This window comes from Pseudomonas fortuita, from assembly GCF_026898135.2.
Classification (GTDB): domain Bacteria; phylum Pseudomonadota; class Gammaproteobacteria; order Pseudomonadales; family Pseudomonadaceae; genus Aquipseudomonas; species Aquipseudomonas fortuita.
Genome location: NZ_CP114035.2, coordinates 1,868,394 through 1,884,530, shown reverse-complemented (window position 1 = coordinate 1,884,530; position 16,137 = coordinate 1,868,394). Strand labels below are relative to the sequence as shown.

14 protein-coding genes and 1 pseudogene are annotated in these 16,137 nt (G+C 60.2%); 5 read left to right on the top strand and 10 right to left on the bottom strand.

Annotated elements, in window-relative coordinates:
* Positions 1-6 precede the first annotated feature (6 nt).
* Positions 7-230: pseudogene (locus OZ911_RS08610) on the bottom strand (hypothetical protein).
* Between the two features lie 78 nt (positions 231-308).
* Positions 309-542 carry a PLDc N-terminal domain-containing protein gene (locus OZ911_RS08605; RefSeq protein WP_016485738.1) on the bottom strand — a complete coding sequence of 78 codons (234 nt, stop codon included), beginning with the start codon at positions 540-542 and terminating at the stop codon, positions 309-311.
* A gap of 181 nt (positions 543-723) precedes the next feature.
* Here OZ911_RS08605 and OZ911_RS08600 point away from each other — a divergent pair, with 181 nt between their 5' ends.
* The 5 genes from OZ911_RS08600 (at position 724) to OZ911_RS08580 (ending at position 3,525) form a co-directional block, all read left to right on the top strand.
* The gene (locus tag OZ911_RS08600) at positions 724-1,227 is read left to right on the top strand and encodes a CinA family protein (RefSeq protein ID WP_016485737.1); all 504 of its coding nucleotides are present in this window, start codon (positions 724-726) and stop codon (positions 1,225-1,227) included.
* 11 nt (positions 1,228-1,238) lie between these two features.
* Positions 1,239-1,745 carry a hypothetical protein gene (locus OZ911_RS08595; RefSeq protein ID WP_268968601.1) on the top strand — a complete coding sequence of 169 codons (507 nt, stop codon included), beginning with the start codon at positions 1,239-1,241 and terminating at the stop codon, positions 1,743-1,745.
* A gap of 9 nt (positions 1,746-1,754) precedes the next feature.
* Complete coding sequence (locus OZ911_RS08590; RefSeq protein ID WP_016485735.1) at positions 1,755-2,198, top strand: DUF421 domain-containing protein; 444 nt, start codon at positions 1,755-1,757, stop codon at positions 2,196-2,198.
* A 281-nt stretch (positions 2,199-2,479) separates the two neighbouring features.
* A complete protein-coding gene (locus OZ911_RS08585) occupies positions 2,480-2,980 on the top strand; it encodes a YciE/YciF ferroxidase family protein (protein WP_019471644.1) in 501 nt (166 codons plus the stop codon).
* Between the two features lie 134 nt (positions 2,981-3,114).
* Positions 3,115-3,525 carry a low affinity iron permease family protein gene (locus OZ911_RS08580; protein WP_016485733.1) on the top strand — a complete coding sequence of 137 codons (411 nt, stop codon included), beginning with the start codon at positions 3,115-3,117 and terminating at the stop codon, positions 3,523-3,525.
* Between the two features lie 20 nt (positions 3,526-3,545).
* Here OZ911_RS08580 and OZ911_RS08575 read toward each other — a convergent pair whose 3' ends face one another.
* From OZ911_RS08575 to gpJ, 8 genes are all read right to left on the bottom strand, one after another.
* Entirely contained in the window at positions 3,546-3,959 is a 414-nt protein-coding gene (locus tag OZ911_RS08575; RefSeq protein ID WP_016485732.1) for a response regulator, read from the bottom strand.
* A 133-nt stretch (positions 3,960-4,092) separates the two neighbouring features.
* Complete coding sequence (locus tag OZ911_RS08570; RefSeq protein WP_016485731.1) at positions 4,093-4,377, bottom strand: DUF6555 family protein; 285 nt, start codon at positions 4,375-4,377, stop codon at positions 4,093-4,095.
* Positions 4,378-4,473: 96 nt separating this feature from the next.
* Positions 4,474-4,983 (bottom strand): DUF2514 domain-containing protein, encoded by a 510-nt coding sequence (locus tag OZ911_RS08565; protein ID WP_080641005.1) that lies wholly within the window; start codon positions 4,981-4,983, stop codon positions 4,474-4,476.
* Entirely contained in the window at positions 4,980-5,411 is a 432-nt protein-coding gene (locus OZ911_RS08560) for a lysozyme (RefSeq protein WP_016485728.1), read from the bottom strand. Before OZ911_RS08560 ends, OZ911_RS08565 begins: the two co-directional genes overlap by 4 nt.
* 61 nt (positions 5,412-5,472) lie before the next feature.
* Positions 5,473-5,691, bottom strand: a complete 219-nt coding sequence (locus OZ911_RS08555) for a hypothetical protein (RefSeq protein WP_016485727.1) — start codon at positions 5,689-5,691, stop codon at positions 5,473-5,475.
* Between the two features lie 62 nt (positions 5,692-5,753).
* Positions 5,754-5,924, bottom strand: a complete 171-nt coding sequence (locus OZ911_RS08550; protein WP_016485726.1) for a hypothetical protein — start codon at positions 5,922-5,924, stop codon at positions 5,754-5,756.
* Positions 5,908-6,288, bottom strand: coding sequence for a hypothetical protein (locus OZ911_RS08545; RefSeq protein ID WP_016485725.1), 381 nt, complete (start codon positions 6,286-6,288; stop codon positions 5,908-5,910). The genes OZ911_RS08550 and OZ911_RS08545 overlap by 17 nt, the downstream gene beginning before the upstream one ends.
* The gene (gpJ, locus tag OZ911_RS08540; protein WP_268968598.1) at positions 6,285-16,085 is read right to left on the bottom strand and encodes a TipJ family phage tail tip protein; all 9,801 of its coding nucleotides are present in this window, start codon (positions 16,083-16,085) and stop codon (positions 6,285-6,287) included. Before gpJ ends, OZ911_RS08545 begins: the two co-directional genes overlap by 4 nt.
* Between the last annotated feature and the right edge of the window lie 52 nt (positions 16,086-16,137).

Below are 16,137 nucleotides of genomic sequence, written 5' to 3'. Positions count from 1 at the left end.
GGCGGATCAATGAAGAGGCGGCAGATCCGTGCCCCGGGCCTTGGCTATGACGCGAAGCTGGTAGTCGGACACCGCCTGGAACAGTGACTCGGCAAGCAAGTGCAGGCGCTCGACCTCTTCAGCTGGTTCGCCACGATCTTGGCCTCGTGGTAGGCACGGAATGCGTCCACCGCCTGCTGAATCAGTGACTCGCCGGCCTGAACCATTCCTACAAAAGTACGCTTGTCCATAACCATACCCGACTAGTTTCTCTACAAATAGTAGCCTCCTTCGCGGAATTAGAGCTTGGTCAATCCAAACGCTCGGCATCAGCCCTTACTGTGCTCTGGGGAAGATGGCCCCGTCCCCCGCTTGATGCCGCGTGGCCCCATGATGCCCCAGATAGCTAGGCCGACGATAGGCAGTGCTAGCAGTAGCAGTGCCCACATCGCTTTGGTCGACTCGGTCTTGTCACTCCGAAAGACACTGACGATGGCCCACAAATCGACAAGCAGAATGATCACCGCAACGGCGATCCAGAAATACGTCACAGGCTCGGTCATAACCGCCTCTCATATACAAGTGGACAGACCACGAAAACCCGTGGCCTTGTATAACAGGGAAGCCTCAGGGCCGTTCAAAGTTCAGCCAGCTTGGTCCGGCGCAGATGAATGGACGCCACGCACACTGAACCAACTTCGGCTGCAACAAGTCCATCGCAAAACAGCACTCGGATGACCCACTATGCCTAAAGACCTAGTATTCGAGGCGCTTGACTACCTGAGGATCCACACGCTGGTCCTGACAACCGCCGAATCATGTACTGCTGGCGCCATGGTCTCACTGCTGGCGGAAGTTCCGGGCACCGGCGAAGTACTTGAAAGCGGTTACGTCGTTTATTCGCCCAGCGCCAAAAGACGACTGCTGGGCATTAGCTCACAAACAATTGACCGCTTCGGACTCACCAGCGAGGCAGTGGCCTGGGAAATGGCAGTGGGTGCATTGAAAGACAGCGACGCCACGGTCGCCATCGCTAGCACCGGTGTCACAGGGCCGGAGCCGCAAGACGGCATTATTCCTGGCACTGTCTGCTTTGCTTGGGCATTTGCCGGCGAGCCGATTGCCGTCTTCACCCGGACCCAGCATTTTTTCGGTCACCGCGCAGATGTCATCCGACAAGGAGCACTGTTTGGGTTGTCACATATAGCGCACTACCATCAGTGCTGGCTGCGTGGTGAGCGCGCCTGAGGGCAAAGGCCATGAACGAAGACGAGCTGATCTCAAGGCACCATCCGGTCGATGAAGACATGCCCATGCAGCACCGTGTATGGCGCTTTGAACGGGTTGGATGGTACACGCTGGTGCTGCTCGTGATGCTTGCGCTGGCCGGGTTGTTTGGCAACGGTCCGCTCAGTGACGCCCAGGCCCTGAGTACCGACGGCCGTATAGAGGTCGACTATCAGCGGCTCAGCCGTACTGGCAGCATCGATAATTTGCGAATCACAGTTCGCGGCGCCCCGGGGGAGCAGGTGGTACTGATGCTGGGCGGAACATTGCTGCAGAGCGCCAGCATCGAAACCATGCAGCCCCAGCCGCAGACGTCGCGGTCCCATGGAGAGGCGCTTCTGCTGGAACTTGGAACCAGCAAAGACGGTATCGCCACACTCTACCTGACCCTGCGCAGCGAGCATGTTGGCATCCTTGAAGGCATTGTCAGGGCAGACCCGGCCAGCGCTGTAAGTTTTACAACCTTCCTGTACCCCTAGGAGCGTGATATGGATTCCATCCTTCGTGCGGCAGGTATGTATGTTGCGCTGATGTTGCTTTTTCGTGTGGCTGGCAGGCGCTCGCTGGCCGACCTAACCACATTCGACTTCGTGCTGCTACTGATCATTGGCGAAGCAACTCAGCAGGCGTTGCTCGGGGAAGACTTTTCCTTTACCAACGCTATCTTGGTGATTGCTACGCTGATTGTGCTGGATGTCGGTCTGTCGTTGGCCAAGCTTAATTCCAGACCATTGGCACGCCTGCTCGACGGTCATGCCACATTGGTGGTGGAACAGGGACGCTTTCTACACCAGCGCATGCGCCAGGCAAGGCTAACAGAGGACGATATCCTTGAGTCGGCCAGGGACAGCCAAGGCATCGAAAGCGTCGAGCAGATCAAATTTGCTATCGTCGAGCGAAACGGCAAGATCTCGATTATTCCCCGAAACTGACATCAGTTTCTGATAGCAGCCCGTCACGGCAACTTTGGTCCGGTAACAGAGAGAAGTTTACGGCAGTTTTTAGACAGGGTTATCACCCCATCCAGGCGTTCTCGCAACCCCGATCCGCGCTAGGTCGTCCCCTATCTGACCTTACTTGGGGATCATGGGCGCACTAGAAGGTTGTATGGATGGCAGAAATGATCCGCACTTTTTCCAGACGCTGCTCTCCAATAAATCGGGTGTTCCCGTCAGCGCCCACATTGAAGCCCGTTGATACAAGGAGATAAGACATGCCTGCACGTAAGACTGTTGAAGACCTGTTCATCCATGAGCTCTCTGATGTCTACAGCGCCGAGAAACAAATCACCAAAGCGTTGCCAAGGTTGGCTCGCGCTGCCACCAATCCGCTGCTTGCTGAGGCCTTCACTTCCCATCTCGAAGAGACCCACGGGCAGATCGAACGCATCGACCAATTAGTCGAAAAGGCAGGATTGAAGCTCAAGCGGATGAAGTGCGTCGCAATGGAGGGCTTGCTCGAGGAGGGCAAAGAACTATTGGACGAGATTGAAAAGGGCCCAGTTCTGGATGCTGCGCTGATTGGCGCCAGTCAGAAGGTGGAGCACTATGAGATTGCAGCTTATGGCACGCTGATCGCTATGGCAAAGCATCTGGGAATCAAGGAAGCTGTTGACCTACTTGTCGATACGCTTGCCGAAGAAAAAGCTGCAGACGAAAAGCTTTCGGCGATTGCCGAAGAAGGTGGTAACCAAGCGGCCACTCTAGAGAAGTAAAACAGGGCTGCCCTGCGTGACCTCGCAGGGCTAGCTTTCAACACGCATGACCAATCGTCGTCTCATCAAGGTGTAAGAAAAGATTTCCAAGAATCGCAGAGGTCATACGCACTGAGCCTGCTTGGAGCTACGTTATGAAATTTGCACAGTTCTGCCAATGGCTGGCGAATAACTCTGGCCGACCGCGGACATTTCTAATCGCCGTTTGCCTCATCATCCTCTGGGCCGCTTCAGGGCCGTGGTTCCACTACAACGACACCTGGCAGCTGATCATCAATACCTCAACTACGATCATTACCTTTTTAATGGTGTTCCTCATTCAAAATACGCAGAACCGGGATAATGACATCATTCACGTTAAGCTTGACGAGCTCATAAGAGCAACCAAGTCCGCTGAAAGGTCAGTACTGGACCTAGAGGCGCTAGACAATCGACAAATTCACGAACTTCGAAAGGAATATCAAGCCATGGGAAGTGAATGCGAGCAAGAGCCATCTCCGCTCGCAACCTCGGAGGACCGGCCGAGAGACGGCCATCCGCGATAGGTTAATAACTATGACGGAGCTTAGTCGGCAGAGCCGGCACGCGTCTCGTACGCTAGCGCCCGGTTAATAGTCATAACAAGCTCCTCGATGGACCAAGGCTTAAAAAGATAGCTGATGGGTGGTGTGATAGTCGACACGTCCAAAGGAGAACCGGAGGTCAAAATCGCTGGGACCCTTGGCCATTTTTCATGAGCCATGGAGATAAACTCCATTCCCTTGATGCAACCAGGAATATGGTGGTCGACGATCATCAGAGAGCAGGAACCCTGAGATGCAAGGAGATGAATAAGGGCGTCGTCGGCATTGCCGAACCCCACACACGTGGCCTCCATCTCAGCCAAGATTGCTACCAGCAATGTTCGAAGAATCTCATCATCTTCGACAACTAATACAGTCAGTCCTGACAATGACAGCCCATCAGTGTCGACTTTCATCTGGTTCTCCAGCTACGACGAAGCTCTGAGTGTTTCAGGTTCAGAATCATCGGTCGATGGCGGCATTTGGCCGCATCAATTGGGAGCACCAGGGCGGATGCCGCCCTGGCAAACCCTCTCAGGGCTGCGGACTTCAAGGAGCGGCGGAAAACCTCTTCATATCAATCGCAGGCGCCACAAACTCAGGGCCTTGCCCACTAGGGCGCCACCGCACCTTGGATATCCCATAGCGCTCAGCCATTGGGCGACTGACCTTCTTGATGTTGTGCTGACCGAACCTGGGAATTACGCCAACTCCGGCATCGCAACTCGCCCAATGCCAAGCCTCAACGTTGTCCATTCGCTCCTGCCGGATGATGAACGTCCGGTAATCACCGTGAAGCTCATACTCAATTATGTAAAGTTTGTGCTCTGCCATTGGACTCTCCTCCATAGAATCACCGTCAATGGAGCTACAAAGCGGGCGAAAAATTCACTTCTTTTTTACCGCATGGTCACGCCCCTCCAAGCAGAGCTATGATCGCGGTGCCCGCCTTACCAACGAGTCGTACTCTCGCTCGCACTGCTGGCCTGCTATTCGTGCCCGGTCAAAAGCCCGCGCCAACTCTCCCGCTCGTTCATCAGCCCGTGAGAGCAGCTCGGAGAGCACCATGGCGGCGCGGGTGGCTGCCTGGCCTCGGGCGATAGCGGCGGTATCCGTGCCGGAGCAACTGACGGTGGAAGCGAGCTTTCCGGCTTCGTGGCGCAACCGCTGGCCAGCAGCATCGGCGTCAGCAGCGCCAGCATCAGCAACCTTTCTTTCTTCATAGCCTTTTACCCTCGCCTCTTGTTGCGCATCTGTGCTGCGGTGTTCTTCCAGACGCGCCGCGCGCTCGCCAATCACTTCGGCGAGTCGGTCGCCGCTGTCCCGTTTCGCTGATTTCTGGTCAGCCTGGGCAAGTTCAACCGATCGACCGTGTTCGTACGCCGCCCAGTGGGTCACCAGCAACAGCGCTAACACTCCAGAGAGCACCCAGCCGTTCACGCTGCCCCCAGGAACAGATCTCGCTCAGCGGCCCGCCGGTGGACCAGGCCGGCCAGCACCTGCCCGCCAGCCTTGTTCCAGCGCGGGAACTGCTCTGCAGCAGATGCGTAGTTGCCAGCATTCAGCAACTGGCGGAGCGTGGACGATTCGAGATTCGCCGCACCCAAGTTGTAGGTGAAGCTCATCAGGGCGTCCCACTGGTTTTGGCTCAGCGGAACAGTGATCAAGCGCTGCACTTCTGGCTCGAAGCGCTGTACGTCGTTCAGCAGCATGCGCTCGGCCTGCTCCTTGCTGATCTTCATGCCGGCCTTCACGCCGCGGGTAGCACCGTAGCCAATGGTCCAGACACCTACTGAATCCTGATAGGCCTGCAGGCGCAGGCCCTCGAACGACTTGATGAGGCTCAAGCCGCGTTGCGATGTTCGCATTTGGGTTTTCTCCAGGCAAAAAAAAACCCGCACTTGGCGGGCTTGGTAGGGGTCAGCTATGTCAGGCGGCAGGAGCTTCAGCCTCCGGCTCAGCCGGATCCTGAACAGTTACGGTCACGGTGGCCCGGTACTCGCTGAGCACCTTGGCCACCAGCACCTGGGCGGCAGGGAACTGCTGCAGGATTTCCCGGGCGCGGGTGTCGGCCTGCTCCTGGGTGGCGTACGGAATCAGGTTGGCGGCGTCGTACAGGTTGGTTGCGTTGATGGCTACGAAAGGCATGGGTCAATCTCCAGACAAAAAGAAGCCCGCTCGATGGCGGGCATTGGGTAGTTGGCTTGGGTTCAAGCCTTGGGGTATTGCTGCTTGATCTGCTGCAGGGTCGAGAAAAACGGTTCTGCTTTGGGCATATGCCCTTGATTCATGGCATGCCACAGCATGTCCAGTTGTTCCTCCACCGGCGGATACTCGGCCGCACGGCGCTTGGTGTGGTCGCTCTTATGCTGAATTTTCAAAGGTGAACTCCTGGTCGCGGTAGGGCCAAAGGCTGACCGTGACTTGATAGGTACCCGGCGCCGAGAATTCCAGCTCGATGTCACTGCCGTCAGCGGTGTAGGTTTCACTCTCGATGTTGACGGCGGCACCTTCATGCACGCCCTTTAACCAGTGCCCCTGGATAACCGCCCCCATCTGGGGGCGCTCCTTGAGCATCTGGCCCAACACAAAGTGCTCGGCCGGACGTGCCGGGGTGGCCACCTGGATGTAGGGGCGATCGGTGTTTAGCCTGATGATCTTCTTGCCGTGCTCGGGCGGGCAGCTGACGGCAAACACAATCCGGCCGTCAGTCTCATAGGCTACATAGTGCTCAATGCTGCTCATCGTTTGGTTCCCATTGCGTAAAGGGTGTGGTTCTGAACGCCTACCCCCGAGTTCTCCCCCCACCACTTCACCGTGATGACGAAGTAACCCGGACCCACACCGATCGATCCCATCAGGTTGGGGAAACCATCCGCCCAGTCGCCGCCACCTTGAGCGATCACCAAGCCGTTGATATCCATCTGGAACATGTATTTACGGATACCGCTGCCAAACCCTTGATAACAGCTGTACTGGGCAGTGATGAATCCACCCTCGTCCATTTGCACGCCGATGGCGATCAGGTTTTGCCACTGACCTACACCGACGCCGAGCACATTCCCGGGGTTATTAGCCGATACCGGCACCGTGACGGCGTTGCCACGGATGCGCAGCGTGTCAATTTCGGCCACCCCGATCTTGGCGGCCGTGATGGCACCGTCTGCGATCTTCGCGTTGCCAATACTGGCGCTCCGAATGTACGCGTCAGCAATAAATGTCTGACCACCCACGACAGAGAACGGTGACGAGAGCCCACCGCCATTCGCATTCAGCAAAATGAACTGGTCGGAATAGACAGCAAAAGCGGACTGAACAACGCCGTTTTGTTCGTTGATTCCGATGCCAAATCCTGCGAAATGATGAACACCGTACTGGTTATTAACCTGCACCCGCAGGGTGTACTGGGCGTTGAGCATTCCCTTCATGTTCGCCTGAGCCGTCGCAACCTGCTGCACAGCCGCATTGGTCGTGCCCAGCGACGCCTGGGTGGTCTGGATTTGCTTGCTCAGCGCCCCATCCCCATCAACCCGGGCTTTGGCTTCGTTCTGAATCGCCGCGTTGGCATCGCCCACCGACGTATAAAGCCCATCGATTCGCAGCCCCTCGGCGGTGAGCTTGCCGCCCTGCTGGGTAACGTTGCTCTCCAGGCTAGCCACCGCCTGCGCCGAGGCAGCCGCCGAGCGGCGGCCAACCGCGATGTAGGCAACGTCGATTTCACCTGACGAGTCCACCGCGTTCATCATGTCCAGGCGAATGGCGATGATGTTTTTCCCGTTCCAGCCGGCGTGGCCAGACAGGTCAAACTCAATGTCTTGCCAATCGTTGGTGGTCAGATTGATGGTCCACGCCATGCGGCGAGCTTCGGCCAGGCCGCCATCCTCGTTCGCCCAATACATCTGGGCTCCCGCGCGGGTGGTATTGCGTCGACGCAGCCGGATGCGCAGGTAAGGATTCTCGGCGCCGGCAATCGCCGGGGTGAAGTTGCACTGCAGGTTCGGGCATTTGCTCGCCGTGGCGAACAGCGGGCCAGCGGTGAAGGTCGAACCGGCGATGGTGCCTACCCATCCTTGAGTAGAGCCGATGAACTCCCAGGCCTTGCCCGCCACGAATGGCTGGGCAGTGCCAAAGCTGTTCTTGAGCTGGGTGATATCGCTGCTCTGGCTGCTGAGCACGCCTTCGGCATTGCTGACACGGTTGGTCAGCAGGTTCACCGCCGACGCATCCGCTTTGGTCGCAGCCAGGGCATTGGCTGCGGCCGCTGCGGCGGCAGCATCAGTGGCCACCTTGTCGCTCACCGCCACCCAGGTGCTGCCATTCCACCGTTTCGGCGTGTTGGCGTTACCGGTGGTGTCGATCCACAGGTTCTGGGCCAGGCGATCTGCCACGGCCGGCGCGGTCGACTGGTACAGCACCTTGCCCTTGGCACCGGCCGCGTCGGACGCCGCTTGTGCCGCCTGCTGCGCCGCCGTGACGTTGCCATTGGTAGTAGTCAGGCTGTTTTCCAGACTGGTGGTGCGGCTCCCCACACTGGACAGCGTGCTGCCTTGCTGCGAGACGGTAGAGGTAAGCGATTCGACAGCCGCAGACGTCGCGGACTGCTGGGCGCTCATGGCCTGTCCGTTGTCCCTCCAGCCCGTGACACGGCTGCCCTCCTCGATCTGGTAGCGATCGGCCTCAATGTAACCACCACTGACCGAAGCGCCGCCATACACGACGAATGCCGCATAGATCCTGGCGGTGGCGGAACCAGGGGTAAAGGTCACAGACAACCGGACCCAGGATTCAGTGGCATCCACCCGGGCCCCTGGCCAAGTTTCAAGGCCTGATCCCGCTTCGCTGGTCCCGTACACCTGCGGAAGAATCCGCAGGCCTGGCGTGCCGCGCAGGTACACGGACGCGGTGTAAGTCTTCCCCGGTACCGGTTTAAACCTGGCCACCGATTTCACATAGACCCGAGCCCAGGTCGTTGGGGTCAGGCCTGTCACATCCAGGCGCTGGGCAAAGCCCGAGGCCAGGCTTGATTGCACCAGCGTAGGCGTGCGACCACCGCTCGCCGTACCGTCATACCACCAGCCATCCGCCATGCCTGGGGTGCCTGGGTCCACCTTTTCGAACGACGGATTGAACACCAGGTTTTCTGATCCAGCATCACCGATGCTGTTGGTCAGCTCGGTCAACTGTCCAGACGCGCTGGTCAGCCCCTGTTCCGTCAACGTTACCCGCCCGGTCAAAGCACTTGTAGCTGTCGCATTGCTGTCGATTTGCGCCTGCTCGGTGACATCGTCAATGGTGAAGAAGTCCACCGCCAGGTCACCGCCTACCATGCTGTAACCCGCGATAACCATCGGCGATATCCAGGCGACCCCTGCCTTCATCCGCTTGGGATCTGCAACGGTACCGGCACCCGCCCCGCCGGTCTCGCTCCCGACAGTGTGACCTTTGACGTACGAAGTGTGGGTCACCCACTCCCCTTGTGGCTGAGGCCTGCCATTGATGACCACGTAATGCGAAGAGCCGACCCCGGAAGTACCAGTGGTGGTAATGCGCGTCACACCATCTTCGGCAAAACCATCAAGCCCCGCATAGGTCACGGGAGCGCCCTTGCCGAGGGTGAGCTGTTGAACGCGCACTGTGAGCTTGTAAAGCCTCTCTGGGTCAAACCGGATTTTCCGGGTCGAAGCCCCCCACCAGGTTGCGTTGCTGCCACCGCCGCTCAACGTCAAGGTAGCGCCGCTGGCATTCCCGGCAACGTTCGAGAACGACGCGGTGGAGCCTGCGCCGCTATTGGTGGAAACCCATTTATCAAGCGCCATGTCCGAAAACACGCTCTGATAAACCTTGGTGGGGCTGTTGTCCAGCCGCTGTGAAAGGTTGGCATTGATACTGACAAGCGCCTGGCCATCGGCGGTTATCTGCTGGCCTTGTTGTGAAACGGTGTTGGTCAGGGCCTGCACCGCTGAGGCATCTGCCTTGTTGGCCACCTGACTCAACGCACTGGCAGCGGCGGCGGCGGCATCCGTGGCCACTTTATCCGTCACAGGCACCCAGGCCGAACCGCTCCAGCGCTTGGGCATGTTGGCATTCCCAGTGGTGTCGATCCACAGATTCTGCGCAAGACGTTTGTCAGCCGCCGGCGCAGCAGCTCCGTAGATCACCTCGCCCTTTGCACCTGCTGCCGTTGCGGCGGCTTGAGCGGCCTGCTGCGCCGCCGTGACGTTACCATTGGTGGTGGTCAGCCCATTTTGGAGTGAAACGACCGCTCCGGACTGGGCTGTCAGTGAAGACTCCGTCTGATCCACTCGGCCACTGAGGTTCTGAACAGCGGTCGAAGTGGCAGCAGCAGCGGCCGAGTTGACGGCACCGTTATCGCGCCATCCCGTCATGACGGGGCTGAATTCAATCTGGGTTCTGTCCACCTCCATGAAGCCGGCGTTGATCGACGCAGTGCCGTAAATCGTGACGAAGTAATTGCACCTGACTGCACCCTGAGGCGGGACAACACTGTGCGAGATCCGGGCAAACTCTGAGGTCAATGGCGTATTGGCGGCGACCGGCACCCCACTGATGCCAACCCCTGCGCTGTTCAAGAATTGGATCTCGCACCGCACATTGACCCCGGGCGTGCCACGAACAAACGCAGACATCGTGACCGGCGTGCCGGGGGTTACCTCGATCCGTCGAGCTGACGGGTTGCCGATTCTGGACCAGGCAGACGCTGATATCCCCGTCACATCGATACGCTGCGCTATCTCGCCAGCGGCCATAGCCGACGCCACCAGGCTCGCGGTCGTGTTGACCCCGCTTGCGCCGGCAGCGGCCCAGCCCTCGGCAAAGCCATTGGAGCCCTGTTTTTCAAACGACGGGTTGTAGATCCAGTTTTCACCGCCTGCCTGGCCGATCGAGACTTTGATCTCTGTCAGCGATTGCCCCTGCGCTGTCAGATCCTGCCCGTGCTGATTGACCACGTTGCTCAGCGCCTGCACGGTCGAGGCGTCAGCTTTCTTGGCCACTTCCGTCAGTGCCGATTGAGCTGCTGCAGCTGCATCGGTGGCCACCTTGTCGCTCACCGCGACCCAGCCGCTACCGCTCCAGCGTTTCGGCGTATTGGCGTTGCCGGTGGTGTCGATCCACAGGTTTTGCGCCAGGCGCTTGTCAGCTGCAGGCGCGGTCGATCCATAGATGACCTCGCCTTTCGCCCCCGCCGCCGTCGCGGCCGCCTGCGCCGCTTGCTGGGCAGCGGTAACGCCCTGATTGGTCGTAGTCAGACCGTTTTGCAAGCTGACGATAGACCCGCCCTGACTGGTCAGCTTGCCATCTGCGTCGCTGACAGCACTGCTCAGGCTGGATACCGCTTCCGCAGACGCCGCAACCGAGCGCCGGCCGACGGCGATGTAGGCAATGTCCATTTCGCCCGTGGTGTCCGCCGCGCTCATCATGTCCAGGCGAATCGCCAAGATATTCTTGCCGGTCCAGCCAGTGTGGCCAGACAGGTCAATCTCGATATCCTGCCAATCGGTCGTGGCGGTGTTGATCGTCCAGGCCATGCGCCGGGCTTCTGCCAGGCCGCCATCTTCGTTCGCCCAATACATCTGCGCGCCTGCGCGGGCCGTGTTGCGCCGACGCAGCCGGATGCGCAAGTACGGGTTTTCGGCGCCTGGGAACGTCGGGGTAAAGTTACACTGCAGGTTAGGGCAGTTGCTGGCAGTCGCGAACAACGGACCCGCGACAAATGTCGAGCCACTGATGGTGCCGAACCATCCCCGGGCCGAGCCGGTGAACTCCCACGCCTTACCGGCAACGAACGACTGCGCGGCACTCAGGCTGTTCTTCAGCTGGGTGATATCGCTGCTGTTGCTGGTGAGAGTGCCTTCGGCGCTGATCACCCGGTTGGTCAGCGAGTTCACGGCCGACGCTTCTGCCTTGGTGGCCACCTGACTCAGCGCACTGGCTGCGGCGGCGGCCGCGTCCGTGGCCACCTTGTCGCTCACCGCCACCCAGGTGCTGCCGTTCCAGCGTTTCGGCGTGTTGGCATTGCCCGTGGTGTCGATCCACAGGTTCTGGGCCAGGCGATCTGCCACGGCCGGCGCGGTCGACTGGTACAGCACCTTGCCCTTGGCACCGGCCGCGTCGGACGCCGCTTGTGCCGCCTGCTGCGCCGTCGTGACGTTGCCATTGGTAGTGGTCAGGCTGTTTTCCAGGGAGGTGGTCTTGCTCGACACGCTGGCCAGGTCGGCGCCCTGTTGGGTCACCTTGGCGGACATGGCATCGACAGCGGCCGCTGTGGCCGCCTGGTTCCCGGCCTCGACCTGTCCATTGTCACGCCAACCACTTGCTTGGGAACCCTCCTCCAGCTGGTACTGATCGACTTCGATAAACCCTGCAGTGACACCGGCCCCACCATAGACAACCGCCGCTGGCCAGACGTCGACGGTCTGGTCGGTGGCGGTGAAGGTCACCGATACCCGCTGCCATGTCTCGGCTGCGTCGACTCGGTTGCCTGGCCATGAAACGCTGTTGACCCCGGCCGCGTCTCGGCTATACACCTGGGCCAAAATCCGCAGCCCTGCAGTGCCCCGCATGTACACCGAGGCGGTGTAAACGGCGCCCGGCCGGACTTTGATCGCTTTGAGCGACGCCCGCAGATAAACCCGGGCCCAGCCATTGGTGGGAATGTCGGTGACATCAAGACGCTGCGCGACACCTGCGGCAAGCTTCGAGGGGACCAGCGACGGCACGCTGCTGCCGACGTTGCTCGACCGGTCGTGCCACCATGCCTGGGCAACGCCATTGTTATCGGTTTGTCGCTCGAACGAGGGGTTGTAGACCAGGTTCTCTCCGCCCATCGTCGGCAGAGCAGCATTGATGCTGACCAGCGACTGCCCCTGCGCAGCGAGGTCTTGACCTTGCTGGTTCACCACGTTGCTAAGGGCCTGCACGGTCGAGACTTCGGCCTTCTTGGCCACGCTGTCGGTGAGCGAGACGATGGCAGAACTCTGCGAGCTGATCTGCTGGTCTTGAGTGGCGTTCTTACCTTCGGTCGCGGTGACACGGCTGGTGACCTGCTGCAGGGCGGCCGAGGTCGCCTTGCCGTCCAGGCTGGTCTGCATGCCATCCAGCCGCTGACCTTCGGCCACCAGCTTGCCCTCGGCATCCGAGACGCGCAGGGTCAGGTTGTTTACCACCGTGGCGTCAGCCTTGGTCTGGGCCAGCGCCAAAGCGCTCGCGGCCGCCGCCGCCGCATCCGTAGCAGCCTTGTCCGTGACCGCCACCCAGGCGCTGCCACTCCAGCGTTTCGGCGTGTTGGCGTTGCCCGTGGTATCGATCCAGAGATTCTGGGCCAGCCGATCGGCAACCGCCGGGGCCGCCGCCTGGATGATGACCTTGCCCTTGCCACCTGCCAGCGTGTTTGCCGCTTCAGCTGCCTGCTGCGCGGTGGTCACGTTCTGGTTGATGGTGGTCAGGCTGGTCTGCAGGCCATTGAGCTGCGTGGCCTGGGCAGTCGTCTTGCCGTCCAGCGTGGTCACGTCAGTTTCGACCTTGGACACACGCGCGGCGGTACCGGCCGCCGTGACGATGGCCTGGCCAACATCCGTCCAGTACGTCGCGTTTGGCGGCGGGTTGTTCTTCGGTACCGCCTTCAACGCCTGATACAGCTTGCCGTCGGCGCCCAGTGTGCCCTGGTTAATGCTGTAGGCCTTGTCCTTGTTGTACGGCAGCGAGCCGGCCAGCACGGACACGCTGTTGATCTGCTGCTGCAGGTCTGCCTTGGCAGCATCAACCTCCTGATCAACCGCGGCGATCTGTTGCTGGAGCGCGACTTTGGCGGCTTCGACATCCTGGTCTACCGCATTGATCTGCAGCTGCAAATCATCCCGCGCGGCCGTCAACGAGTCATTGACCGACTGGATTGATGAATTGACCTCGGCAATCTGCTCGTTGAGCTCGTTGCGGACCTCACCAACGCGTTCATTAACCGAGCCGGGTCCATTCTTGTCGATCAGGTCGATGCGTTCGGTCAGTTCCTTACCCAGCTCGGTCTCGGTGATCTGTTTTGCAATCTGTTCGAGGATAGGGCCTGCGTCTGCACTGGCCTGGCCACTGACCACTGCGCCGCCGACCGGATACCAAGGACCGACGTTACCAGTGCGGTCTACCAGACGGACCCAGAAGTAGAACGTCTGCCCGGCGCGCAGCCCCTGCATGACGTGTTCGTTTTGCGGGTAGGCCAGGTCGGCCAGCTTGGTGGCCTTGTCCAGTTCAGCGCCTTCGCTGTACCACAGCTCAGTACGCTGGGTGTCCTCGGCTCCGGCCGGAAAGCCCCACTTGATACCGATGCCGAACAGCAGGCTCTCGGTGGTCAGGAAGGTAACGGCCGCTGGCAAGCCCTCTTTGCCGTTCAGCTGGGTCAGAGCCGAGCTCTTCCAGATCGATGTACTGTCGAACGCACTTACCGCACGCACACGCGCCAAGTAGGCGCCAGCGTAAATACCAACCACGTCGACAGACGCCGCACCGGTGCGCTGTACGCGAACCCAGTTGCCGTTGTCCTTGCGCCACTCCACGTCATAGGCGACAGCGCCCTCCACTGCCGGCCAGGCGATGGTCATGGTGCTGACCGCGAGCCCCTGGTCGATCATGTGGGCGGACGACAGAGTAACGCTAGCCGGGGGCTGCACGGTGGTCACCGGGATAACGCTGATCGGTCGCTCGTCCAGCTTGGCGCCGGTATCGATCGCCGCGAATTTGCTCGGGTTGAACTCGAGCGCGGTGATCTCGTACTCGCCCTCTTGGGTGCGCGTTGTCTTCAGCACCCGGAACAGCTGCACCGCCAGGTCGTGGTAATCGATTGCCCACTGCAGTTCCGGCTCGGGCTGCACGCCATACGCGGTGGTTACCGTCACCGCGCGGCCGGCGACCGACTGCACCGTGCGTGCCTGGGCGGTGCCGTTCGGCAGATTCAAGATCAGCCGGTCGCCAGCCTTGATCGGCGTGTCACGGTCCAAAGTCACGACGCGGCCGGCAGCCGCCGAAATCCGACCGCCGTTTGGACGGCCCGCAACCAGCTCGTCTGCGACGGGAATGACGTAGCCAGGCAGCGGAATGCGCCCTTCCATGCCGGTCTTGAATGTGACGGTGCGGTCCTGGTTGTTGCTCAACAGCGCCCACTTGCCGCGGCGCTGGGCCTCGGACGCACGGGTGCAGCCGATGGCTGAAATCTCCACCGGCCGGTCCCGGTACCGGCGCTGGAGAGTGTTGTCCGTGACCGGGATTACATCGGTGTCATAGTTGTTGGCCGGGTTGTCGTAGCTGACCAGAGCCCGGCTGTAGTGCGTGTTACGCTCGGCACCGCCGTAAACGAACTCACCGTCGATGACGTTGGCCCGGGTGAACACGTAGTCGATATCCTGGGCGCGCGGCATGTCTGCCTGCATGAACAGAGAGCCGTGAGCCCAGTACACCATGCCCCGGTAAATCGCCGAGAGGTCGCGCAGCAAGGTCCAGGCTTCGGCGCGGCCCTGAAGGTTCATGTCGCACAGAAAACGCGGCTCCTGACCGCCCTGCCCATTCGGCACCTGCTGGTCGCAATACTGGGCGATGCGGTACATCTCCCACTTATCGACCATCCACGACTTGATGCGCTTGCCCAAGCCAAAACGGTCCTCGACGCACAGACCATAGGTCACAAACGCCGGGTTGTTGGTCCAGGCCTGCTTGAAGGTGCCGTCCCATACGCCGGCATAGGTGCGCGCAACGGGATCGTAGTTGGTCGGCACCGGCCAGCGCTTGGCCTTGCACTTCACGGTTACCGCAGGGATGTTCTGGAACTGCTGGGCGTCGAACTCGATATACAGCAGCGCAGTGTTCGGGTAACGCAGCTTCTGGTCGATGATCTCGGTGTAGCCAGCGATGGTCATCGTGTCGGCCACGGTGCCGCTGTTGGCATTCGGAGTGATACGGCGCACGCGCAGCATCCAGCCGGAGGTTGCCTTGGGCAGGTTGACGCGTACCGAGCGCTGGTAGCCGTTGGTGGTCTTGCCGTCCACTGCCCCCAGGTGCGCCTCGACATAGGCGCCGCCATCGGTAGCGATATCGATGGCGTACTCAATGCGGTAGCCGTTGGTATTGCCACTGCTGTCCTGCTGCGCCAGGCGCGGCCAGGCCATTCGCACGCGCACGGCCGAGAGCTGGATGTTGCTCAGGGCTCGGGCAAATGGGTTGTCGCTGCGCAGTTCCACATTAACGGTGGTCTCGTTCTCGATCGCAGGGATACCCTGGATGTAGTCCTGCTCGATCGAGCCCGAGCGCCACTCCCACCGCACCCCAGGGAAATTCACGCTTCCGCTGGCATCCATGATCGGGGTGTTATCGAGGTAGATATCGCGATCCGTCGGCTCCTCATCGAACTCCCCCTCCCCCACGGCAATCAGAATCTTGCCGATGTTGGTGGACTGCAGGCTATCGGGTGCCTCTACAGGCGTTTTCGGCTTGCTGCTGCCGCCCTTGGCGCCAGTGATAGCAACGTGATCTGCTGGGCCCATGCTTTCCTCCGGGCAATAAAAAACCGCCCGGAGGCGGTCTGTTCACTGAGTT

Excerpts from the sequence above, each read along its gene's own strand:
- OZ911_RS08605 (WP_016485738.1), bottom strand. The coding sequence starts at position 542 with ATGACCGAGCCTGTGACGTATTTCTGGATCGCCGTTGCGGTGATCATT.
- OZ911_RS08600 (WP_016485737.1), top strand. The coding sequence starts at position 724 with ATGCCTAAAGACCTAGTATTCGAGGCGCTTGACTACCTGAGGATCCAC.
- OZ911_RS08595 (WP_268968601.1), top strand. The coding sequence starts at position 1,239 with ATGAACGAAGACGAGCTGATCTCAAGGCACCATCCGGTCGATGAAGAC.
- OZ911_RS08590 (WP_016485735.1), top strand. The coding sequence starts at position 1,755 with ATGGATTCCATCCTTCGTGCGGCAGGTATGTATGTTGCGCTGATGTTG.
- OZ911_RS08585 (WP_019471644.1), top strand. The coding sequence starts at position 2,480 with ATGCCTGCACGTAAGACTGTTGAAGACCTGTTCATCCATGAGCTCTCT.
- OZ911_RS08580 (WP_016485733.1), top strand. The coding sequence starts at position 3,115 with ATGAAATTTGCACAGTTCTGCCAATGGCTGGCGAATAACTCTGGCCGA.
- OZ911_RS08575 (WP_016485732.1), bottom strand. The coding sequence starts at position 3,959 with ATGAAAGTCGACACTGATGGGCTGTCATTGTCAGGACTGACTGTATTA.
- OZ911_RS08570 (WP_016485731.1), bottom strand. The coding sequence starts at position 4,377 with ATGGCAGAGCACAAACTTTACATAATTGAGTATGAGCTTCACGGTGAT.
- OZ911_RS08560 (WP_016485728.1), bottom strand. The coding sequence starts at position 5,411 with ATGCGAACATCGCAACGCGGCTTGAGCCTCATCAAGTCGTTCGAGGGC.
- OZ911_RS08555 (WP_016485727.1), bottom strand. The coding sequence starts at position 5,691 with ATGCCTTTCGTAGCCATCAACGCAACCAACCTGTACGACGCCGCCAAC.
- OZ911_RS08545 (WP_016485725.1), bottom strand. The coding sequence starts at position 6,288 with ATGAGCAGCATTGAGCACTATGTAGCCTATGAGACTGACGGCCGGATT.
- gpJ (WP_268968598.1), bottom strand. The coding sequence starts at position 16,085 with ATGGGCCCAGCAGATCACGTTGCTATCACTGGCGCCAAGGGCGGCAGC.